Here is a 21,043-nt window from a genome sequence, read left to right as displayed (position 1 = left end):
GCACTCCCTCGTGGGTCGGCGTCCGGCCGATCATCGCACAGGCAAGCTCTCGCTTAGGGTGGGAAATCGTGCGCGAAGAATCACGCCTGACGGTGGTCGGGATCGGGGCCGACGGGTGGGCCGGGCTCACCCCCGCGGCCCGCGACGCCGTGCGGCGGGCGGACGTCGTGCTCGGCGCGGAACGGCAACTGAAATCCTTGTCGGCAGACCTCCGCACGCAAACGTGGCCCAGCCCCCTGCTGCCCGCGCTCGACGAAATCATCGCCGAGCAGACCGGGCAAGTGTGTGTGCTGGCCAGCGGCGATCCGTACCTCTCCGGCATCGCCACCACCCTCCGTGATCGCGGCTACCCGCTCGAAGTCCACCCTTCCGTTTCGTCAGTGACACTGGCCCGCGCGCGGCTCGGCTGGTCGTTCGAGGAAACCGAGGTCGTGACGGTCGTCGGCCGCGCCGTCCACCGCGTCGCGCGAGCGCTGGCACCTAACCGGAAACTGCTGGTCCTGGGCGGTTCCGCACCAGAACTGCGCGAGCTGCTCAAAGCCCGCGGCTACGGCGATTCCGCCCTTACCGCCTTGGAAAACCTCGGCGCGGACGACGAACGGATCTCCGACGGCTGGACCCACGACCCCGGCCCGCTCACCGTCTTCGCCGTGCTCTGCAACGGCCCCGGCTTCCCGCTCATCGGTCTCCCCGACGACGCCTTCGAGCACGACGGCCAGCTCACCAAACGCGACCTCCGCGCGTCCGCTCTCGCCCGCCTCGCGCCCAACCCAGGCGAACTCCTCTGGGACGTCGGAGCGGGCGCGGGCAGCATCGGCATCGAATGGTCCCGCGCGCATCCGCTGAACCGCGCCGTCGCGATCGAACGCGATCCGGCGCGCGCCGAACGCATCCAGCGCAACGCCAATACCCTTGGCGTACCGGAATTACAGGTGGTCACCGGCCCGGCGCCCGAAGCGCTGACCGAACTCCCCCGTCCGGACGCGATCTTCATCGGCGGCGGCCTGACCGTGCCCGGCGTCCTCGGCCAGTGTGTCGAAACCGACGCCCGGATCGTCGCGCACGGTGTCACCCTCGAAGCCGAACAGATCCTCGCCGCCGCCTACGCCCGGCACGGCGGGGAGCTGCAACGGATCTCCGTGGAGCACGCGAAACCGCTCGGCGGGTTCACCGGATGGACGCCGTCCCGGGCAGTCACGCAGTGGAGCTGGAAATGACCGTTTACTTCATCGGCGCCGGACCGGGCGCGGCCGACCTGATCACCGTGCGCGGCCGCGACCTGCTCGCGCGCTGCCAGGTGTGCCTGTACCCGGGCAGCATGACGCCGACCGACCTGCTCGCCTACTGCGCGCCGAACGCCGAGCGCGTCGACACCGCGAATCTCAGCCTCGACCAAATCACCGCGAAGCTGATCGACGCGCATCGAGCCGGGCACGACGTCGCCCGGCTGTGTTCGGGAGATCCGTCGCTGTACAGCGCGGTCGCCGAGCAGGTGCGACGGCTGGAACCGGAAGGCGTGCCGTACGAGATGGTGCCCGGCGTTCCGGCCTTCGCCGCGTCCGCCGCTGTGCTCGGTCGCGAACTGACTGTCCCAGGTATCGGGCAGAGCCTCGTGATCACGCGCGCGCAGGCGAGGTCCACCGCGATGCCGGACACCGAAACGCTGGCGAATTTCGCCCGCTCCGGCACGACTCTCGCGCTGCACCTGGCGATCAACCACATCGAGCGCGTCACCGAAGAACTCGCCGGGCACTACGGCGAGGACTGTCCCGCCGCCGTCGTCGCGTTGGCCAGCCAGCCGGGGGAAACGGTGGTCCGCGGCACGCTCGCCGATATCGCCGGTCAAGCGCGATCCGCCGGAATGACCCGCGCGGCCACGATTTTCGTCGGACGGGTCCTCGCTGCGGGCGGATTCCCGGACAGTTTCCTGTATTCGAGCACCCGCGATCGGGCGAGCCAACCGGAGTCGTTGTGACCGAACTGCGCTGGGGCCTGCTGGCCACCGGGACTATCGCCGCCGAATTCGCCGCTGGCGTCGAGCAAAGCCGCCACGGCGTGCTCGCCGCAGTGGCCTCGCGCACTGCCGAGCGGGCGCGCGATTTCGCGACCAGGTACGAGATTCCGAAGGCCTACGGCAGCTACGAGGAGCTCCTCGCTGACCCGGACGTCGACGCGGTCTACGTCGCGACTCCGCACGCGCAGCACGAGGAATGGGCGATTCGCGCCATCGAAGCGGGCAAACACGTGTTGTGCGAGAAGCCGCTCACGATCGCCGCGCCTGAAGCGGAGAAAGTCATCGATGCCGCGCGCCGCAACGACGTTTTCCTCATGGAAGCGTTCATGTACCGGCTCCACCCGCAGACCCGGCGGCTGGTCGAGCTGATCGAATGCGGCGCGATCGGCGAAGTCCGGGCGGTGGACGTCACGTTCAGCTTCGACTCCGACGAGAACGACGCGGCCCGCCTCGGCGACCCCGCGCTCGGCGGCGGCGGAATCCTCGACGTCGGCTGCTACTGCACCTCCCTGGCCCGGCTGGTTTCGCAGGCCGCGACCGGAATTCCGGCAGTGGAGCCGACGCGCGTCACCGGCATGGCGCGGCTCACCGAAAGCGGCGTCGATGAGTTCGCGATGGGCCTGCTGCGGCTGCCCGGCGACATCATCGCCCAGCTGTCCTGCGGTTACCTGCTCACGCAGGACGACCACATCCGCATCTACGGCACCACCGGCCAGCTGTATGTACCGAAGCCCGCGTGGATCCACGAATTGCGCGCGCCGGGCGTGTCGACGATCGTGCTGACTCCGTCGGACGGCGAGCCGGAGGTCATCGAAATCGAAGCCACCCAAGGGGTTTACGCGCGGGAAGCGGATTACGTCGCCGCGCACGTCGCGGACCGGCAAGGCCCGGAGCTGACCTGGGCGGAGACGCTCGCCAACATGCGCACCCTCGACCGGTGGCGCACGGCTGTCGGATACGGGCGATGACCGTCCTGATCCTGGGCGGCACCGCGGAAGCCCGCGACCTCGCCGCCCAACTGCACGAACGCGCCGTCAAGGCGGTCTCGTCGCTGGCCGGGCGCGTCACGCGACCCCGCCTGCCCGTTGGCGAAGTGCGGATCGGCGGGTTCGGCGGCGTCGACGGCCTCACCACCTGGCTGCGCGAAAACGGTGTGCGGGCAGTGGTCGACGCCACGCATCCGTTCGCGGAACGCATCGGCGCCAACGCTTTCCACGCCTCCCGAGCCGCGGGCATTCCGCTCCTAAGACTCGCGCGCCCCGGCTGGCAGCCGACGGAAGACGACCGCTGGCATTGGGCCGCCGACCTCGAAGAAGCCGCCACGCTCCTGCCCGGCCTCGGCACCCGCGTGTTCCTCACCAGCGGCCGTCAGGGCTTGGCCGCATTCGCCGACCTCGACCCGCTGTGGTTCCTGATCCGCTGCGTCGACCCGCCCGCCCAGCCGCTGCCGCGCCAGCACGAGGTGGTGCTCGACCGCGGCCCGTACCGCCTCGACGACGAGCGCGCGCTGATGACCGAACACGACATCGACGTCCTGGTCACCAAAGACAGCGGCGGTGCGATGACCGGCGCGAAGCTGGCCGCCGCGCGGGAACTCGGCCTGCCGGTGGTCGTCGTGCGCCGTCCGCCCCGACCGTCCACAACGGAAACCGCGGACGTAGCCGCCGCTGTCGAATGGGTGCTCAACCAATGAATGAACTGTTTTACGACGTCCTGCACCGCCGCCGCGACGTCCGCGCCGAGTTCACCGGCGAACCGGTCGACGACGCCGTCCTCACCCGGGTGCTCGAGGCCGCGCACGCCGCGCCGAGCGTCGGGATGAGCCAGCCATGGGACTTCGTGCTGGTCCGCGACCCCAGCACACGCGAGGAATTCGCCCGCCACGTGCACGAGGAGCGCGACGTGTTCGCCGCGTCCCTGGACGGCGAGCGCGCGGACACCTTCGCCAAGATCAAGGTCGAGGGCATCCGCGAATCGAGCCTCGGCATCGTCGTCACCTACGACGAGCAGCGCGGCGCCCCGGCTGTGCTCGGCCGGCACGCGATCGCCGACGCCGGGCTGTACTCGGTGTGCCTGGCGATCCAGAACCTGTGGCTGGCCGCGACGGCGGAGGGACTCGGCGTCGGGTGGGTGAGTTTTTACCGCGAACCCGCGCTCGCGAAGCTGCTCGGCATCCCCGATGGGATCCGCCCGGTGGCCTGGCTTTGTGTAGGACCGGTAACGAATCTCGCCGAGGTCCCCGACCTGGAACGGCACGGCTGGCGCAGCCGCGCGCCGCTGGCCAGCGCGGTACACCACGAGCGCTTCACCCCGCGCGACGAGGGGTCAGCGCAACGGCGTCACCAGTGACCCAATAGATTCCCTCTAATGCGTCCGATTGCCGTAGTGCTGGGGTTGCTTTCGGCGCTGTGCGCCCTGGCCTATCCCTTCCTGCCGGTCGTGCAGGACACCGCGGAAGTCGTCTGGCCCACCGCCTCCGACACGCGTTCCGTCAACGCGCCCTTGACCGGGTACTGGGCACAGGACCTGAAGGCCGAACTGCCCTGCGAGACGATCCGCTCGCTCGACGCGCGCACGAACGGCCCCGCGCTGCTGTTCTCGACCGTCCCGGACGGGCGCACCGGCAAGCACGCGGCCAACGGCGTCGGCCTGCAACTGCGCGTCGACAACGGCGTGCTGCTCGCGTCCAGCCAGGGCCAGCAGATCTCGCAGCAGCCGCTCCCGCAGACCGGCTGCTCGGTCACGCTCGACTCGGACGCGACCCAGATGACGCTCTCGGTCGGCAAGACCCCGATCTTCCACACCACCGGCGACGTCCGGCCGCGCGTGCTCGGCATCTACTCCTCGATCACCTCCGCGCGCGACCCGATCGCCGGGCTGCACGTGTCGGTCGTCCCGGACACCCGCTACCAGACCTCGCCGACCACGCTGAAGATCGTCGTCGGCATCCTGGCCGCGCTGTCGTTCCTCGGCTGCCTGATCGCGGTGTGGCGGATGGACTCCGGCTTCGCCCGCCGCGCGCCGCGCTGGGCCCCGGTCGGCTGGTGGCGGCTCACCGGCCGCGACGCGACGGTGTTCGGCGTGCTCGGCGCGTGGGTCTTCATCGGGCCGGTGACCTCCGACGACGGCTACATCCTCACGATGGCCAGGGTCACCGAGGCCACCGGATACCTCACGAACTACCACCGCTGGTTCGGCGTCGCGGAGGCCCCGTTCGGCTGGTTCTACCACCTGTACGAGCTGATGACGCACGTCAGCACGGTGCCGCCGTGGATCCGGCTGCCCTCGTACCTGCTCGGCGTGATCAGCTGGCTGCTGATCAGCCGCGAGGTGATGCCGCGGCTGGGCACCCAGGTCCGCCGCAGCCGCGCGGCCGGCTGGGCCGCCGCGGCGGTGTTCCTGGTCTGGTGGATGCCCTACAACAACGGCGTCCGGCCGGAACCGGTCGCCGCGCTCGGGTCGCTGCTGGCGATCTGCGCGGTCGAACGCGCGCTGGTCACCCGCCGCCTGCTGCCGCTGTGCCTCGGCCTGACCGCGGCCGCGTTCACCCTGGCCGCGACGCCGACCGGGCTGATCGCGGTCGCCCCGTTCCTGGTCGCCGGGAAACCGCTGTTCAAACTGGTCCGGCAACGGTCGTCGAGCGGCTGGCTGCCGATGCTCGCGCCGATTCTCGCGTCCGGCTTCCTGGTGCTCGTGGTGATGTTCGCCGACCAGACGTTCGCGACGGTCCAGGAGGCCACCCGCATCCGCACCGCGGTCGGCCCGAACCTGTCGTGGTTCCAGGAACTCGCGCGCTACCAATTGCTGTTCGAGAACCTGCCGGACGGCTCCGCGCCGCGCCGGTTCCCGGTGCTGCTCGTGCTGCTCTGCACGGTCACCTGCCTGGTGGTGCTGCTGCGCCGGGGCCGGATCCCCGGTGCGGCGCTCGGGCCGAGCCGTCGGCTGATCGGCACCACCGCGTTGTTCTTCCTGCTGCTCGCGCTGACCCCGACGAAATGGACGCACCACTTCGGCGCGTTCGCCGCGGTCGGCGCGTCGATGGCGGCGCTCACCGCGTTGGCGACCAGTTCGACGGTGCTGCGCTCCAACCGAAACCGTGCGGCGTTCCTGGCGGTGTTGCTGGTGGTCGGCGCACTCGCCGCGACCGGGCCGAACGCGTACTGGTTCGTCTCGAAGATCGGGGTGCCGTGGACGACCGGCGCACCCTCGATCGGCGGCATCCCGCTGTCGACGATCCTGCTCGGAGCCGCCGCCGTCGCCGGGATCTACGCGTTCGTGGAGAACATCCGCGCGCACCGGCCGGGACCGGCGCCGCAGGAGGGCCGGAGCCGGTCGCTGCGGCTCGGTTCGCTGTCGCTGGTCGTGGTCTGCGGCCTGGTCGCCGCGGGCGAGATCTACACGATGGGCGCGGCGATCTACTTCCAGCGCGACAGCTACAGCCTCGGCTCGGCCAACATCGGGCACCTGTTCGGCAAGAGCTGCAACCTGTCCGACCACGTGATGGTGGAGCGCGACGCGGCGAAGAGCATCCTGCACCCGCAGCCCGACCAGCGGACCGTGCCGGAAAAACCGGTCACGCAGAACCCGCCGAACCCGCTGCCGAATCCGGACCAGGACAACGGCCGCGTCCAGACCGGCTTCCACACCAGCCCGGTCGACGACAAGGACCCGCTGGCCGAGCCGCCGCACGGGTTCAAGCAGGACCAGGTCCCGATGTGGAGCAGCTACCTCGACACCCAGACCCGCGCCGGACGCCTGCGCAGCGATTGGTACGCGCTCACCGACCGCACCGAGAACGGCCAGATCGTGGTCGCCACCGCGAGCCAGCCCCGGCGGCCGGCGTCGGTGAGCCTGGAGTACGGCGTCAACACTCCCGAAGGCGTGCGCGTGCTGCGCAGCCAGTTCGCGCTCCCGCCCGGCGCGGGCACCGGCGGCTGGAACGACACCCGGATCAACCTGCGCGACCTGCCGCCGGAGACCACGTCGGTGCGGATCGTGATGGTGGACAACGACCTCACCGAGGACGGCTGGATCGCCGCGTCCGCGCCGCGCGTGCCGACGTTCACCACGCTCACCGACAAGCTGGCGGGCAAATCGGTGTACATCGACTGGCCCGCGTCGTTCGTGTACCCGTGCGCGAACCCGGTCACCTCGCACGACGGCATCTCCGCGATGCCGGACTACCGCATCACCCCCGGCCAGCTCGCCGACGAGGCGAAATGGGCGTCCAGCACCAACGGCGGCCCGAACGGCTGGCTCGAGGAGATCGCGGACGAGCCCGAGGTGCCGAGCTATCTGAACGGGCAGCCGTACCAGTCGTGGGGACAGCTGCTGCAGATCGAGCCGTATACGACCGGGGTGGCGCCGACGGTGCGGCACGGGGAGAAGACGGTGTGGGGCTGGTGGTCGCCTGGGCCTGGGCCTTCGCAGCCGAACGGCAAGGACCCGACGCGCTAGGACGTCGTGAGTGGCGATGCCGGTTAGAACCGGGTGTCCTGTCTCAGGACCTCACGGACAGATGTGTCTCAGGACTTTCCGGACGGTTTCTGGTTGGTGAGGCGTTGGTAGCGTAGCGATCTGTCGAGGGTGAGTTGGCGGATGAGGGTGTCGCCGGTCATGACGGTGACGCGGTCGCCTTGCCAGTAGACGGTGGCGGTGTGTCCGGCCCAGGTGCGTCCGAGCACGATGGAGCAGCCGGAGAAGGCGATGACGCCGGTGGCGGAAACGGGGCGGGTGGTGACGCCGCTGGGCCGGCGGGGGCCGGTGGCGGGGGCGGCTTTCGGGCGGGCGTCGTAGCGTTGCTGGGGCGTCCGGCCGTCGAGGCTTTGATGGCGGCGGTTGTTGTAGATCGTCCGGTATTGGTCGAGAAGCTGTTGCAGGGCGGGGATGTTCTCGGCGGGCGGCCGGGCGGCGAGCCATTTCCGCAGGGTCTGGTGGGCTCGTTCGTCTTTGCCGCAGGTCTGCGGGTGGTGCGGGGTGGAGGCGATCGCGGTGATCCCTCGCTCGGCGAGGCGGCGTTCGAGGTCGACCATGCGGCCGCGGTGTTTGCCGGAGAAGGCCAGTCCGTTGTCCGAGAGCAGCCGGACGGGCAGGCCGTGGCCGGCGAAGGCCTGTTGCAGCGCGGCCCAGGTGTCGGCGCCGTTCTCGTTGGCCGCGGCCCAGGCGCCGACGTCGAGGCGGGAGTGGTCGTCGAGGATTTGGATGACGCAGGCTTTCGTGCCGTCGGCGAGATAGTGCTCCATGCCGTCGATCTGCCAGCAGCCGTTGGGATCGGCGTACTCGAACCGCCGCCGGGTCTTCGGTTTCTTGCGGGGCTGGGGCACGATCTGGCCGCGAGCGCGCAGGATGCGGTGGATCGAGGCGGGCGAGGGCAGCGGCGACTGCCCGGTGTCCTGCAGCCGCCAGCGGATCGAGACCGGCCCGTTGTCCAGGCCCTCGTCGGCGAGTTCCTTGCGGGCGCGCAGCACCGCCTCGGCCACCGAGGCCCCGAACGCGGTCGGACGGCGGTGCGGGGCGGTGCTGCGGCGGGTGAACCCGTCCGCGCCCTCGGCCCGGAACCGGGCCAGGTATTTGTAGAAGGTGTCCCGGGACAGGCCGTGCTCGCGGCAGAACCGCACCACGTTGATCTTCTCGCCGTGAGCCACCCGGGCGACCGCGGCGACGAACTCAGGATCCATCGAAAACCCTGCTCTGCCCATCGCCGCATGATCACCACAACACCCCTGGTCACCACGCCGACAGGCCGGTCAGTGTCCGCGATGTCCTGAGACATCAACTGTCGGCGATGTCCTGAGACTCAACAGCCGGTTCTAACCGGCATCGCCACTCACGAGGGCTCCCGCAACCGGCGCGCCCCCACCACCGACACCGCGGGCAGCACCGCCAGCGCCAGCAAGGCCCACTGCAATCCGGCCGCGTTGGCGAGCGCTCCCACGGCAGGCGCGGCCACCCCGCCGACGCTCACCGCCAGTCCAAGCGTCACCCCGCTGGCGGTCCCGAGCCGGTTCGGCAGGTAGTCCTGCCCCAACGTCACATGCAGCGAGAACGGCACGTACAACGCCACCGCCGCAAGCGCGACCAGCGGAAACACCGCGTACCCCGGCGCCAATGCGATCCCAGCGACCGCAGGCACCGCCACCGCATACGAGACCCGAACCGTCCGGATCCGGCCCCACCGTCCGGCCAGCACACCGCCCAGCAACGTGCCCAGCGCACCAACCCCCGAACAGCACCACCAACGCCACTTCCCCGGCGAGCACGCTGCCGGTCCGCTGCGTGATCCAGATGGCGAGGAAAGTGTTGAGCGAGAAAGCCGCGATGGAACGTCCGACGACCACGACGGTCAGCCAGCCGAACTGACGCCAATCGTCGCGCCCGGCGTGCGCCCGGTGTCGCGCGGCCGAATGCAGGTCGCTCATCCGCCGGAACAACGCGGCGATCACCACCCCCGCGACGAGCGCGGGCAGCACCAGATAAGGCGTCGCGCCGAGTCCGCCCGCCTGCAGCACCGGGGTGACGACGATCGGCCCGAGCGCGAAACCGACGTTGCCGCCCAAGGAAAACCAGCTCATCCCGACGTGCCCGCGCCCGGCGATCCGACGCGCGATCCGCGCCGATTCCGGGTGGTAGGCCGCGACGCCGAGGCCGGACAGCGCGATCGCGAGCCAGGTCAGCGCGTAAGAATCGGCGAGCCCGGAGAGTCCGATCCCGGCCCCGGCGACCGTCATCCCCACCGGCACGAGCCACGGCATCGGCCGCCGGTCGGTCAGCACGCCGAACAGCGGCTGGACCACCGAGGACAGCAGCGTCGCGGCCACCGTGATCCCGGCCGCGGCGAGATAGCCGTAATGCCGCTCGGCGACCAGAAACGGCACCAGTGCGGGGACCGCGCCCTGGTAGAGGTCGTCGACCGCGTGGCCGAGCACCATCAGCGGCATCGGCCAGCGCGCGGTGCGGGCCGGGAGTGTCGTCGTCACCCGATCATCGTCAGATCGGGGTGAGTCTTCGCGATTCCGTTATTATGCCGAGTTGTGTCGATTTCCGGCCATCTGCCCGCGGCTCCCACCAACACCCGGGACCTGGCGGCGACCGCGAGCATTGCCGAGCACTGGCACGACGAGCACCAGATCGTCTACGCCAGCAGCGGCGTTCTTGCGGTGCACACGGACCGGTCCCGCTGGATCACGCCCGCGCACCGAGCGCTGTGGATTCCGGCGGGAACCGTGCATTCCCACCGCGCCTACGGCGTCACACGGCTGCACCTGTTCGGGTTTCCGCAAGAGCTGAGCCCGTTGCCAGTGACCGAGCCGACCGCGCTCGCGGTCACTCCACTGCTGCGGGAACTGCTGATCGCGTACACCGAACTCGGTGAGGACCGTGCGACGCCTGCTGGACAACGGATGCGAGCGGTGTTGTTCGACCAGCTCACGCTCGCGCCGGAACGTCCGGTGCAGGTTCCGGCCGCGCACGATCCGAGGCTGGTCGCCGTGTGCCAACTGCTGGAGGAAGATCCTTCTGACTCGCGCAGTTTGGCAGCGCTGGGCCGGACCGTCGGTGCCAGCGGCCGGACGCTGACCCGGCTGTTCCGCGCGGATACCGGCATGACGTTTCCGCAGTGGCGCACCCAGCTCCGGCTCTATCACGCCCTGCGGCTACTGGTGGAGGGCCGATCGGTCACGACCGTGGCGCAACAGTGCGGGTTTGCCACGGCCAGCGCGTTCATCGACGTGTTCCGGCGTTCCCTTGGTGATACGCCGGGGTCTTATCTCCACAGTGGACAGACCGGATCCGGCGGCGCACCACGAGACTCGCCGCCAGCCGGTTGACGCCGAACGAGACGAGGATCAGCCCGGTCGCGTCGAGCAGGTGCGCGCCGAGAACGCTGGCCAGCGCGAATGAGCCGACGCGGACCGCGAGAAAGACCGCCCACAGCACGATTCCCGCGCCAGTGAGCCGATACTGCAGCCCGCCTGCCTGCCGGAACCGCGTCACGTAGCCCATCGCGGTGCCGGTGCCCGCGACCAGGACGAGTTCGCCGACCAACAGCCAATCCGCCGACTCGAACCCGCCGCCCAGCTCGAACCCGAGATAAACCAGTCCCACCACGATCAGGAGAACCGGCATCAGCAGCATCCGCCGCGGTTCGGCGGAGCGCCACTGGAACTGCCGCACGATCAGGATGCCGATCCCGAGCGCGAGGAGCACGTCGTCGACCATCGCCAACTCCATCACTAGTGATACTTCCCCGAATGTATCACCAGTGATTGAATGGGGCCATGCGCGCCGCCGACCTGCACCGACTCGCCCGCGCCCTGCGCGAGATCGCCCTGACCAGCACCGGGAACACCGGCGCGGACCAGGTCAACGCGGGAGAACTGGCGGTGATCGAGGACGTCTCGCGCAATCCCGGCGCGACGATCAGCGACGTGACCCGCCGGACCGGGCTGGCGCAGAGCCTCGTCTCCCGGATCACGCACCGGATGGCGGACGCGGGCGTCGTGCGCGTGCGTCCCGACGAGAAGGACCGGCGCAAGTCGCGGCTGGAGATCGAACCGTCCGCCCGCGCGATGTTCCGCACCCGCGCGGACGGTTCGATCGCCTCAGCCTTGGCCGCGCACGCACCGAAACTCAGTGCCGCGCAGCGGAAAGAACTCACCCATCACCTCGCCGAGGCGGAGCGACTGCTGCGAGAAGGTCAGGAATAGCTGCGCGGCGTCCACACGATCGACCGCCCGTCCGGCCCTTCCTCCACGACCGTGCGCGAAGAACCCACAATCAGCAGGCAGCGCATGTCCACTGTGGCCGGGTCAAGCTCGCCGAGCGTAGTAACCCGAATGTCTTCCTCCGGCCCGCCGACATCGCGGGCCACCACCACCGGCGTCTCCGGATTCCGGTGCCGCAAAAGGACTTCCCGCGCGTTCTCCAGCTGCGTCACCCGAGTCCGCGAAGCCGGGTTGTACAACGCCAGCACCAGATCCGCCGCGCCAGCCGTGTCGAGGCGACGTTCGATGATGTCCCACGGCTTCAACCGGTCCGAAAGGGACAGTACGCAATAGTCGTGCCCCAACGGCGCTCCGACGCGCGACGCGGCCGCCTGCGCCGCCGTCACCCCGGGCACGATCCGCACCCGCGCACCAGCGCCGTTCCCGGCCGAAACCTGTTCCAGCACCGCCGAAGCCATCGCGAACACGCCCGGATCCCCGGACGACACCACGGCCACCCGCGCGCCCGTCGCGGCCAACTGCAACGCCTCGACCGCCCGGTCCGCCTCGACCCGGTTCCCCGACGCGTGCCGCTGCTGCCCCGCCCGCTGCGGAACCCGCGCGACATACGGGCCGTAGCCGACGATGTGGTCCGCCGCCGCCAATTCCGCCGACGCTTCCGGCGTCAACCACTCCGGCCCGGCCGGACCGAGCCCGACGACGACAACCTCGCCGCCCTCCACCGGTGCCGAAGCGCTAGCCGGAACCGCCGGTTCACCGTCCACACGCGACTTGTAAGCCGGGCTTGGCAGCAATGCCAAGGAGAAATACGGGACCGACTCCGGGTCGACGTCCGCGAACGGCTCCACCCGCTGCTGTCCCCAGGTCGCCCGCTCGACATACCAGGCGTCGTCGAGCTTGCCCGCCTCCGCGAGCGCTTCCCGGACAGAACCGAAGGTACGGCCCAATTTCAGCACCGCCGCCGCTTCGGTGTCCGCGAGCCGCCGCGCCAATTCGGGCGCTGGCAACGTTCCCGGCAGCACAGTGAGCACTTCGTCCCGCTGCACCAACGGACGGCCGAGCACCGACGACGCCGCGCTCACCGACGTCACGCCCGGCACGACCTCGGTCTCGAACCGTCCGACAAGCCGCTCGTGCATGTACATGTAGGAGCCGTAGAAAAACGGATCTCCCTCGCACAGCAGCACCACGTCACGCCCGGCGTCGAGATGCTCGGCAAGCTTTTTCGCGCTCAGCTCATAGAAATCGGCGATCGCGCCTTCATACCCGCCGGGATGGTCGGTGGTCTCCGTGGTGACCGGATAGACCAGCCGCTCTTCCAGCTGCCCCTCGCGCAGATACGGCTCGGCCACCGACCGCGCGATGCTGCGCCCGTGGCGCGCGCTGTGGTAGGCGATGACGTCCGCCTCGCCGATCAGCCGCGCCGCTTTGACCGTCATCAGTTCCGGATCGCCGGGGCCCAGCCCGACGCCGTACAGCCGCCCCGTCATTCGACCGCGCTCGCAATCGCGTTCACGGCGCCGACGGCCATCGCACTGCCGCCGCGACGGCCGTGTACGACCAGATACGGCGCGGGCGCCCGCTTCGCCAGTTCCACTTTGGACTCAGCCGCGCCGACAAACCCCACCGGCACCCCGATGATCGCGGCCGGTGCGCCGACGCCCTCGTCCAGCAGCTCCAGCAACCGGAACAACGCGGTCGGCGCGTTCCCGATGGCCACCACCGAACCGGGCAACCGATCGCGCCACAGCTCCAGCGCGGCGGCCGACCGCGTGGTGCCCAGCCGCTCGGCCAGCCCGGGCACGCTCGGGTCGGCCAAAGTGCACACGACGTCGTTCGCCGCGGGCAAGCGTTTGCGCGTGATGCCGCTGGCGATCATCTGCGCGTCGCACAGGATCGGCGCACCCGCCTCCAGCGCGGCGCGGCCCGCCTCGACCACGTCGAGCGAGTACCGCAGGTCGTCGACCAGGTCGACCATGCCGCAGGAGTGGATCATCCGGACCGCGACGCCCGCGACGTCGTCGGGCAGGATCGCCAGGTCCGCCTCTTCGCGGATCGTGGCGAACGAGTGCCGGTAGATCTCGGCTCCGTCCCGCAGGTAGTCGATCACGAAGGTCCCTTTCTCGCCAACGCATCCGCCAACTCGGACGCCGGGGTCCAGCGTCCGTCGACACGGTAGCCGCCGGGTTCGGCGACGACGTCGCGGTGGGCCCCGGACGGCCGTCCGCACCGCCGGGCACAGCCCGAAACGTGCACCAGCTCCCCGTCCGCGACCAGTGTCGCCGCGTCCGCGCGGACGTCGGCGAGAGACTTCGCACACCCCGGCGCGCCGATGCAGGCGCTAAGCTCCGCCGTCGCCGGATCCGTCGACAATCCCGCCGCGTGCAGACGCTCGACGTCCGCACCGCCGGGCAGCAGCACCGAACGCCACGGCGTGACCACGGCGTCGCCGAAGTCGGCCAGCGTGCGCAGCTGCGCGGCAGTCAGCTGGCCAAACCGCGGCGCGACCCCGACCGCTTCGCCGCCGTCGTCGCGCTGGATCCGGCCGACCGTTGGGTCGATTCGGCTCGGCCGGGGTCGCGGCGCTTCCCGCGGACCGTCCGGCAGCAGCGTCGAAGGATCGTCCAGCTCTCCGATCCGCCACGCCGAACCTCGCGTGCGCGCAAACGTTTCCGCCACGGTGAGCAGCGCGACCACCGCCTCGTCGCGCGGCACCGGCCAGCCGGAATCAGCGCCCGCCAGCAGCACCACACCGGTCGACTCGCTGGTCGCGCGCCAGCAAACGTCCGTGCCCACGACGTCGCCGCGACCGTCGTCAAAGCCGAAGAGAAACCGTCCCGGCAGCTCCGCGAGCTCCGGCCGCGCGCACAGCTCGCGATCCAGCTTCGCGGAAAGCCCCCGGACGTCCGCGAGCCCGCCGCGAATCCCGCTCAACGGCGAAGCCAGCACGTTCCGCACGCGTTCGTGACTCGGCGACGGCAGCAATCCGGCTTCGGTCAGCCGTCCCGCCAAGCCCGGACGGCGCACTCCGCGCAGCTGGACGTTCGCCCGCGAGGTCAGATGCACGTCGCCGTCGCCGAGGTCTTCCGCACAGGAAGCCAAGGCGCGCAACCTATCCGCGGTCACCACGCCGCCGGGAAGCCGGACCCTGGCGAGCGGCCCGTCCGCCGCGTCGTGCGTCGCGAAGACTCCGGGACAGGCGTCGGCGCGCACGCGGGCAGGGTTGGACATGGCGCTCACTGTAACCCGCGGCCGATTCAACAGGCTTGCGATCATATGTAGTACATCTGCTACATTCCATCGCATAGGGAGGATGGGGGTTATCCAATGAGAGATCAAGCGGACACCGTGCTCCGCGTCGAAGGCCTGCGCATGCGCTACGGCACGAACGACGTGCTGCACGGCACGTCGTTCACCGCGCACCGCGGCGAGGTGCTGTGCCTGCTGGGGCCGAACGGGGCGGGCAAGACCACGACGATCGAAATCCTCGAAGGGTTCCGTATGCGGTCCGCGGGCGAGGTTTCCGTGCTGGGCACCGACCCCGCGCGCGGCGGCGAGGATTGGAGGGCGCGGCTGGGGGTCGTCCTCCAGTCCTGGCGCGACCACGGCAAATGGCGCGTGCGCGAACTGCTCGACCTGCTCGGGTCGTTCTACGCGCCGTACTCCACCGACCGGATCCGCCGCCCGTGGGACACCGACGAGCTGATCGAGGCGGTCGGGCTTTCCGAGCACGCGGGCAAGAAGATCCGGATGCTGTCCGGCGGGCAGCGGCGCAGGCTGGACGTGGCGATCGGCATCGTCGGCCGCCCCGAACTGCTGTTCCTCGACGAGCCGACGGCCGGGTTCGATCCGCGGGCGCGGCGCGATTTCCACGAGCTCGTGCACCGGCTCGCCGACGACGACACCACGATCCTGCTCACCACGCACGACCTCGACGAGGCCGAGAAGCTCGCCGACCGGATCCTGATCCTGAGCGGCGGCCACATCGTCGCCGACGGTTCGCCGGACCAGCTGAGCAGGCAGATCGCGGGCGAGGCCGAGGTGCGCTGGACGGTCGACGGACAGCGGTTCGTGCACTCGACCACGGAGGCGACGAAGTACGTGTACGAGTTGTTCAAGCAGCACGGCGAAGCGGTCGCCGACCTGGAGGTCCGTCGCGCGTCGCTGGAGGACACCTACCTGACGCTCGTGCAGCGCGCGGAGTCCGGGCTGGCTGAAGCAGGTGCGCGATGACGGCGTCGGCACAGCGGACCGCGGCGCGGGCCGGACTCCGCCGCGGGTTCATCGAATTCCGCCAGCAGTGGACGAACCGGGACGACCTGATCGGCCAGCTCGTCTGGCTGGCGATGATCTTCGGCACGCTGTTTTTCATGCGTGACGCGCACCTGCCGGGCACCTCGTTCTCGCTGGGCGCCGCGACGGTGCCCAGCGTGATCGGCGCGGGCCTCGTGTTCAACGGCATGTCCGCCGTCGCGGGCTCGCTGATCGTCGACCGCGAGGACGGCACACTGCTGCGGGCGAAGGCGACGCCGAACGGGATGTTCGGCTATCTCGTCGGGAAGATCACGACGTTCTCGATGATGCAGGTCGCGAGCATCGTCGTGATGCTGGTGCCGTCGTTGTTCCTGTTCGACGGGCTGGCCCCGGACGGGTTCTTCTCGATCCTGAACCTGGTGTGGGTGCTCGCCGCGGGCCTCGTCGCGACCATGCCGATCGGCGCCGCGATCGGCTCGCTGATCCAGGACTCGCGGATGATGGCGCTGGTCATGCTGCCGGTGCTCGGGCTCGGCGCGATCTCCGGGATCTTCTACCCGATCACCGCGCTGCCGGTCTGGCTGCAGGACGTCGGGCAGGTGTTCCCGATGTACTGGCTCGGCCTCGGCATGCGCTCGGCACTGCTGCCCGACCAGGCGGTCGTCGTCGAAATCGGGCAGTCGTGGCGGCCGTGGGCGACCCTGGGGGTGCTGCTCGCGTGGGCCGTGATCGGATTGGTGCTGGCCCCGATCCTGCTGAAGCGGATGGCCCGGCGCGAATCGGGGTCGTCGGTGGCGGCGCGACGGGAAAGGGCACTTCAGCGTGTGTGAGGCGCGGTGAGCGAGAACGTCTACAACCGCATCGCGGTGCTGCGCGCCGAACGCGGCATCTCGCGGCGGCAGCTCGCGGACGCGCTCGGCGTGCACTACCAGACCATCGGGTACCTGGAGCGCGGCGAGTACAGCCCGAGCCTTTACCTCGCGTTGCGGATCGCGGAGTTCTTCGAGGTCGCGGTGGAGGTGCTCTTCTCCACCGCGCCCTTCCCGCGCATCGGGGACGAAAGCAAGCCCGCGTGAGGGTCTGCTCACCTTGACGGCGCGGGTGCGCCCGGCGAGAGTAAGAGCGCACACGCGTCGGCACGCGGAGGAACCCGGTGCGAATCCGGGGCGGTCCCGCCACTGTGACCGGCGGCCCCGCGGCCGCCGGCAGCCAGGAACTCCCGCCGGCGACACCGTCGACCCGGGGCGCGGACACCCCGAGTGAGGAACGCCGTGATCCTGCTGCTGTCCACTTCGGACACCGACCTGCTCAGCGCCCGGGCCAGCGGCGCGGACTACCGGCTCGGCAACCCGTCCCGGCTTCCGCTCGGTGAGCTGCCCGGGCTGCTCGAGGGCTGCTCGATCGTCGTCGTCCGGATTCTCGGCACGCCGCGGACCTGGCAAGAAGGCCTGGACACGCTGCGCGCGTCCGGTGCGCACGTGGTCGTGCTGGGCGGCGAGCAGACGCCGGACGCGGAGCTGATGAAGCTCTCCACGACTCCGGCCGGGATCGCCGCCCAAGCGCATCTGTACCTCGCGCAGGGCGGTCCGGAGAACCTCACGCAGCTGCACCGCTTCCTGTCCGACACCCTGCTGCTGACCGGCGAAGGCTTCGAACCGCCCGCCGAACTCCCGTCGTGGGGCGTGCTTTCGCGGCCGGCTCCGGCGGGGGAAGGCCCGGTCATCGGGATCCTCTACTACCGCGCGCACCACCTGTCCGGAAACACCGGTTTCGTGCACGCATTGGCCGACGCGGTCGAGTCCGCGGGCGGCCGGGCGTTGCCGATCCACACCGCGTCCCTGCGCACGCGCGCGCCGGAGATGATGGCTGAGCTCGGCAAGGTCGACGCCCTGCTGGTCACTGTGCTCGCGGCGGGCGGCACCCGTCCGTCGGAAGCCGGAGCCGGCGGGGACGACGAATCGTGGGACGTCGCGGAAATGGCCGCGCTGGACGTGCCGGTGCTGCAGGCGTTGTGCCTGACCAGCGACCGCGAAACCTGGTCCGCCAGCGACGACGGCCTGTCGCCGCTCGACGCGGGCAACCAGATGGCGGTACCGGAATTCGACGGCCGGATCATCACCGTCCCGTTCTCCTTCAAGGAATTCGACGACGACGGCCTCCCCCGCTACATCGCCGACGCCGAACGCGCCTCCCGCGTCGCCCGCATCGCTCTCGCGCACGCCCGGCTCCGCCACACCCCGCCTGCTTCCCGCCGGATCGCCCTGATGCTGTCCGCGTACCCCACGAAGCACTCGCGCGTCGGCAACGCAGTCGGCCTCGATACTCCTGCTTCGGCGATCAAACTCCTGCGCCTCATGCGCGAACGCGGCTACGACCTCGGCACGGACGCTTTCCCCGGCGTCGACCCGACCGGCACCGACCAGCCGGACGGCGACGCCTTGATCCACGCCCTGATCGCCGCGGGCGGCCAAGACCCTGAGTGGCTCACCGAAGAACAGCTGTCCGGCAACCCGATCCGCGTCCCCGCCGCCCGCTACCGCTCGTGGTTCGCCGCCTTGCCGGTCGAGTTGCGGGAAGCGATGGAAGAACACTGGGGCCCCCCACCGGGTTCGCTGTATGTCGACACGTCGGCAAACCCCGAGGGGGACATCGTCCTGGCGTCGCTGCAGTCCGGCAACGTCATCCTGATGATCCAGCCGCCCCGCGGGTTCGGCGAAAACCCGGTCGCGATCTACCACAACCCGGACCTGCCGCCGAGCCACCACTACCTCGCCGCCTACCGCTGGCTGGAAGAGGAATTCGGCGCGCACGCCGTCGTCCACCTCGGCAAACACGGTTCACTGGAATGGCTGCCCGGCAAGACCGCAGGCCTCTCCGCCGCCTGCGCACCCGACGCGGTCCTAGGCAATCTGCCGTTGGTGTACCCGTTCCTGATCAACGACCCCGGCGAAGGCGCGCAAGCGAAACGCCGCGCGCACGCGACCATCGTGGACCACCTGGTCCCGCCCATGGCCCGCGCGGAATCGTATGGCGACCTGGCCCGCCTGGAGCAGTTGCTGGACGAGCACGCCAACATCGCCGCGATGGACCCGGCGAAGCTCCCGGCGATCCGCGCCCAGATCTGGACTCTCATCCAGGCCGCGAAACTCGACCACGACCTCGGCGTCGACGAACGCCCGCACGACGCGGAGTTCGACGACTTCCTGCTGCACATCGACGGCTGGCTGTGCGAGGTCAAGGACGCCCAAATCCGCGACGGCCTGCACATCCTGGGCGAGGCCCCGGTCGGCGAGGCCCGCGTCAACCTGGTCCTCGCGATGCTCCGAGCCCAGCAAATGTGGGGCGGCAAACAAGGCGCCGTCCCCGGCCTCCGTTCCGCCCTTGGCCTGAAGGAAAACTCGGACGCCCCACTGTCCGAAGTGGACGCCATCGAAACCACCGCGCACACCTTGGTTTCTTTGATGGAGACCAACGCGTGGTCCCCTTCTTCGGTCTCTTCAGTGGTGAGCGAAGTCCTGGGCACTTTCGATGCCGAAGTCGGCCGCGTCCTGACCTTCGCCGCCACCGAAATCGTCCCCCGCCTGGCGGGCACCTCGTCCGAAGTAGACGCGGTCCTGCATGCCCTGGACGGCGGCTACATCCCCGCCGGCCCCAGCGGTTCCCCCTTGCGCGGCTTGGTGAACGTCCTGCCGACCGGCCGGAACTTCTACACCGTCGACCCGAAAGCCATCCCCAGCCGTCTGGCCTGGGAAACCGGCCAGGCCTTGGCGGACTCCCTGCTCCGCCGCTACCGCGAAGACACCGGCGACTGGCCCCGGTCCGTCGGCCTGTCGGTCTGGGGCACCTCCGCCATGCGCACCTCCGGTGACGACGCCGCCGAAGTCCTGGCATTACTGGGAATCCAGCCGGTCTGGGACGAGGCGTCCCGCCGCGTAACCGGCATCGAGCCAGTCCCGCTGTCCGAACTGGGCCGCCCGAGGATCGACGTGACGGTCCGCATCAGCGGCTTCTTCCGCGACGCTTTCCCGCACGTCATCACCCTCCTGGACGACGCCGTCCGCCTAGCCGCTTCACTGGACGAACCGGAATCCTCCAACTACGTCCGCGCCCACGTAGCCGCGGACCTGGCCGCGCATGGTGACGACCGCCGAGCCACCACCCGAATCTTCGGCTCAAAACCAGGCGCATACGGAGCCGGCCTGCTCCCGTTGATGGACTCCGGAAACTGGCGCGACGACAAGGATTTGGCCGAGGTCTACGCAGTCTGGGGCGGCTTCGCCTACGGCAGGGATTTGGACGGCCGCCCCGCTCGCTCCGACATGGAAACGTCGTACAAACGCATCGTCGTAGCCGCGAAAAACACCGACACCCGCGAACACGACATCGCAGACTCGGACGACTATTTCCAGTACCACGGCGGAATGATCGCCACCGTCCGCGCCCTGACCGGCTCCGCCCCCGCCTCGTACGTCGGCGATTCCACCACGCCAGATGCCGTCCGTACTCGAACCCTGGGCGAAGAAACGGCCCGCGTCTTCCGCGCCCGAGTGGTGAACCCGCGCTGGCTGTCCGCCATGCGCCGCCACGGCTACAAGGGCGCTTTCGAACTCGCGGCCACGGTGGACTACCTGTTCGGCTTCGACGCGACCGCTGGTGTGGTCGGCGACTGGATGTACGAGAAGTTGTCGCAGTCGTATGTCTTGGATGAGGAAAACCAGCAGTTCCTGCGCGACGCGAACCCGTGGGCTCTGCGGGGAATCATCGAACGCTTGACGGAAGCCGCGGACCGAGGGCTATGGGAAGAGCCGGATCCGGAGTTGCTGGCCGAGATGCGTGAGGTTTACCTGACGCTGGAAGGCGATCTGGAGAACGACTGAGCCTCGTCGCGGGTGGCCTCGGCTGGTTCGGATTCGGCCAGCTGAGGCCACCCGGCGAACTTACCGCTGGCGTGCTGCTCCCCTTCGCGGCGATTCCATTCACGGGCCCCTACCCGCCGTCCCGCCGCAACCGACGGTCTCACGCGCTGTCCCAGCTCATCTGGCCGAACCGCGCC

At 69.9% G+C, this 21,043-nt stretch carries 18 protein-coding genes and 1 riboswitch; of the genes, 12 read left to right on the top strand and 6 right to left on the bottom strand.

Translation table 11 applies throughout. The features are described 5' to 3' along the window. Positions 1 to 68: 68 nt before the first annotated feature. Genes cbiE through AB5I40_RS39225 form a run of 6 tightly spaced genes read left to right on the top strand, consistent with a single transcriptional unit; the run spans position 69 to position 7,471 of the window. Entirely contained in the window at positions 69 to 1,217 is a 1,149-nt protein-coding gene (gene cbiE, locus AB5I40_RS39250) for a precorrin-6y C5,15-methyltransferase (decarboxylating) subunit CbiE (protein ID WP_370935206.1), read from the top strand. Then, positions 1,214 to 1,975, top strand: coding sequence for a precorrin-4 C(11)-methyltransferase (cobM, locus tag AB5I40_RS39245; protein WP_370935205.1), 762 nt, complete (start codon positions 1,214 to 1,216; stop codon positions 1,973 to 1,975). The genes cbiE and cobM overlap by 4 nt, the downstream gene beginning before the upstream one ends. Next, a complete protein-coding gene (locus tag AB5I40_RS39240) occupies positions 1,972 to 2,982 on the top strand; it encodes a Gfo/Idh/MocA family protein (RefSeq protein WP_370935204.1) in 1,011 nt (336 codons plus the stop codon). The genes cobM and AB5I40_RS39240 overlap by 4 nt, the downstream gene beginning before the upstream one ends. Further along, positions 2,979 to 3,707, top strand: coding sequence for a cobalt-precorrin-6A reductase (locus AB5I40_RS39235; protein ID WP_370935203.1), 729 nt, complete (start codon positions 2,979 to 2,981; stop codon positions 3,705 to 3,707). Before AB5I40_RS39240 ends, AB5I40_RS39235 begins: the two co-directional genes overlap by 4 nt. Further along, positions 3,704 to 4,363: a 5,6-dimethylbenzimidazole synthase gene (bluB, locus tag AB5I40_RS39230; protein ID WP_370935202.1), complete on the top strand. Its 660-nt coding sequence runs from the start codon at positions 3,704 to 3,706 to the stop codon at positions 4,361 to 4,363. Before AB5I40_RS39235 ends, bluB begins: the two co-directional genes overlap by 4 nt. An 18-nt stretch (positions 4,364 to 4,381) precedes the next feature. Beyond that, the gene (locus AB5I40_RS39225; protein ID WP_370935201.1) at positions 4,382 to 7,471 is read left to right on the top strand and encodes an arabinosyltransferase domain-containing protein; all 3,090 of its coding nucleotides are present in this window, start codon (positions 4,382 to 4,384) and stop codon (positions 7,469 to 7,471) included. Positions 7,472 to 7,539: 68 nt separating this feature from the next. Here AB5I40_RS39225 and AB5I40_RS39220 read toward each other — a convergent pair whose 3' ends face one another. Beyond that, positions 7,540 to 8,691, bottom strand: coding sequence for an integrase core domain-containing protein (locus AB5I40_RS39220; RefSeq protein WP_370934329.1), 1,152 nt, complete (start codon positions 8,689 to 8,691; stop codon positions 7,540 to 7,542). 132 nt (positions 8,692 to 8,823) lie between these two features. Further along, on the bottom strand, positions 8,824 to 9,990 hold the full coding sequence (locus AB5I40_RS39215) for an MFS transporter (RefSeq protein ID WP_370935200.1): 1,167 nt from the start codon (positions 9,988 to 9,990) through the stop codon (positions 8,824 to 8,826). 54 nt (positions 9,991 to 10,044) lie between these two features. On the opposite strand from AB5I40_RS39215, the gene AB5I40_RS39210 reads away from it, so the two are divergent. Next, entirely contained in the window at positions 10,045 to 10,839 is a 795-nt protein-coding gene (locus AB5I40_RS39210) for a helix-turn-helix transcriptional regulator (RefSeq protein ID WP_370935199.1), read from the top strand. Here AB5I40_RS39210 and AB5I40_RS39205 read toward each other — a convergent pair. Continuing rightward, positions 10,733 to 11,230: a hypothetical protein gene (locus AB5I40_RS39205; protein ID WP_370935198.1), complete on the bottom strand. Its 498-nt coding sequence runs from the start codon at positions 11,228 to 11,230 to the stop codon at positions 10,733 to 10,735. The genes AB5I40_RS39210 and AB5I40_RS39205 overlap by 107 nt on opposite strands. A gap of 59 nt (positions 11,231 to 11,289) precedes the next feature. Between AB5I40_RS39205 and AB5I40_RS39200 the strand changes: the two genes are divergently transcribed. Then, positions 11,290 to 11,718, top strand: coding sequence for a MarR family winged helix-turn-helix transcriptional regulator (locus AB5I40_RS39200; RefSeq protein WP_370935197.1), 429 nt, complete (start codon positions 11,290 to 11,292; stop codon positions 11,716 to 11,718). On the opposite strand, the gene AB5I40_RS39195 is transcribed toward AB5I40_RS39200, so the two are convergent. The 3 genes from AB5I40_RS39195 to cobG are packed head-to-tail and all read right to left on the bottom strand — an operon-like array spanning position 11,709 to position 14,967. After that, positions 11,709 to 13,226: a precorrin-2 C(20)-methyltransferase gene (locus tag AB5I40_RS39195; RefSeq protein WP_370935196.1), complete on the bottom strand. Its 1,518-nt coding sequence runs from the start codon at positions 13,224 to 13,226 to the stop codon at positions 11,709 to 11,711. The genes AB5I40_RS39200 and AB5I40_RS39195 overlap by 10 nt on opposite strands. After that, positions 13,223 to 13,846 carry a precorrin-8X methylmutase gene (locus AB5I40_RS39190; protein ID WP_370935195.1) on the bottom strand — a complete coding sequence of 208 codons (624 nt, stop codon included), beginning with the start codon at positions 13,844 to 13,846 and terminating at the stop codon, positions 13,223 to 13,225. The genes AB5I40_RS39195 and AB5I40_RS39190 overlap by 4 nt, the downstream gene beginning before the upstream one ends. Further along, the gene (gene cobG, locus AB5I40_RS39185; RefSeq protein ID WP_370935194.1) at positions 13,843 to 14,967 is read right to left on the bottom strand and encodes a precorrin-3B synthase; all 1,125 of its coding nucleotides are present in this window, start codon (positions 14,965 to 14,967) and stop codon (positions 13,843 to 13,845) included. Before cobG ends, AB5I40_RS39190 begins: the two co-directional genes overlap by 4 nt. A gap of 96 nt (positions 14,968 to 15,063) precedes the next feature. Between cobG and AB5I40_RS39180 the strand changes: the two genes are divergently transcribed. The 4 genes from AB5I40_RS39180 (at position 15,064) to cobN (ending at position 20,867) form a co-directional block, all read left to right on the top strand. Beyond that, positions 15,064 to 15,969, top strand: a complete 906-nt coding sequence (locus AB5I40_RS39180) for an ABC transporter ATP-binding protein (RefSeq protein WP_370935193.1) — start codon at positions 15,064 to 15,066, stop codon at positions 15,967 to 15,969. Next, positions 15,966 to 16,820 (top strand): ABC transporter permease, encoded by an 855-nt coding sequence (locus AB5I40_RS39175; protein ID WP_370935192.1) that lies wholly within the window; start codon positions 15,966 to 15,968, stop codon positions 16,818 to 16,820. Before AB5I40_RS39180 ends, AB5I40_RS39175 begins: the two co-directional genes overlap by 4 nt. Positions 16,821 to 16,826: 6 nt before the next feature. Next, entirely contained in the window at positions 16,827 to 17,066 is a 240-nt protein-coding gene (locus AB5I40_RS39170) for a helix-turn-helix transcriptional regulator (RefSeq protein ID WP_037354504.1), read from the top strand. 67 nt (positions 17,067 to 17,133) lie between these two features. Beyond that, positions 17,134 to 17,209, top strand: a riboswitch (cobalamin riboswitch). A 52-nt stretch (positions 17,210 to 17,261) separates the two neighbouring features. Continuing rightward, positions 17,262 to 20,867, top strand: coding sequence for a cobaltochelatase subunit CobN (gene cobN / locus AB5I40_RS39165; RefSeq protein WP_370940700.1), 3,606 nt, complete (start codon positions 17,262 to 17,264; stop codon positions 20,865 to 20,867). Positions 20,868 to 21,043: the final 176 nt, after the last annotated feature.

Source organism: Amycolatopsis sp. cg13 (assembly GCF_041346965.1).
In the GTDB taxonomy this organism is placed as follows: domain Bacteria; phylum Actinomycetota; class Actinomycetes; order Mycobacteriales; family Pseudonocardiaceae; genus Amycolatopsis.
This window is presented reverse-complemented; position numbering and strand designations above follow the sequence as displayed.

What these genes read in the sequence shown, in the direction of transcription:
- cobM (WP_370935205.1), top strand. Translation starts at nt 1,214, where the DNA reads ATGACCGTTTACTTCATCGGCGCCGGACCGGGCGCGGCCGACCTGATC.
- AB5I40_RS39225 (WP_370935201.1), top strand. Translation starts at nt 4,382, where the DNA reads ATGCGTCCGATTGCCGTAGTGCTGGGGTTGCTTTCGGCGCTGTGCGCC.
- AB5I40_RS39235 (WP_370935203.1), top strand. Translation starts at nt 2,979, where the DNA reads ATGACCGTCCTGATCCTGGGCGGCACCGCGGAAGCCCGCGACCTCGCC.
- AB5I40_RS39180 (WP_370935193.1), top strand. Translation starts at nt 15,064, where the DNA reads ATGAGAGATCAAGCGGACACCGTGCTCCGCGTCGAAGGCCTGCGCATG.
- cobG (WP_370935194.1), bottom strand. Translation starts at nt 14,967, where the DNA reads ATGTCCAACCCTGCCCGCGTGCGCGCCGACGCCTGTCCCGGAGTCTTC.
- AB5I40_RS39220 (WP_370934329.1), bottom strand. Translation starts at nt 8,691, where the DNA reads ATGGATCCTGAGTTCGTCGCCGCGGTCGCCCGGGTGGCTCACGGCGAG.
- bluB (WP_370935202.1), top strand. Translation starts at nt 3,704, where the DNA reads ATGAATGAACTGTTTTACGACGTCCTGCACCGCCGCCGCGACGTCCGC.
- AB5I40_RS39195 (WP_370935196.1), bottom strand. Translation starts at nt 13,226, where the DNA reads ATGACGGGGCGGCTGTACGGCGTCGGGCTGGGCCCCGGCGATCCGGAA.
- AB5I40_RS39175 (WP_370935192.1), top strand. Translation starts at nt 15,966, where the DNA reads ATGACGGCGTCGGCACAGCGGACCGCGGCGCGGGCCGGACTCCGCCGC.
- AB5I40_RS39205 (WP_370935198.1), bottom strand. Translation starts at nt 11,230, where the DNA reads ATGGTCGACGACGTGCTCCTCGCGCTCGGGATCGGCATCCTGATCGTG.
- AB5I40_RS39200 (WP_370935197.1), top strand. Translation starts at nt 11,290, where the DNA reads ATGCGCGCCGCCGACCTGCACCGACTCGCCCGCGCCCTGCGCGAGATC.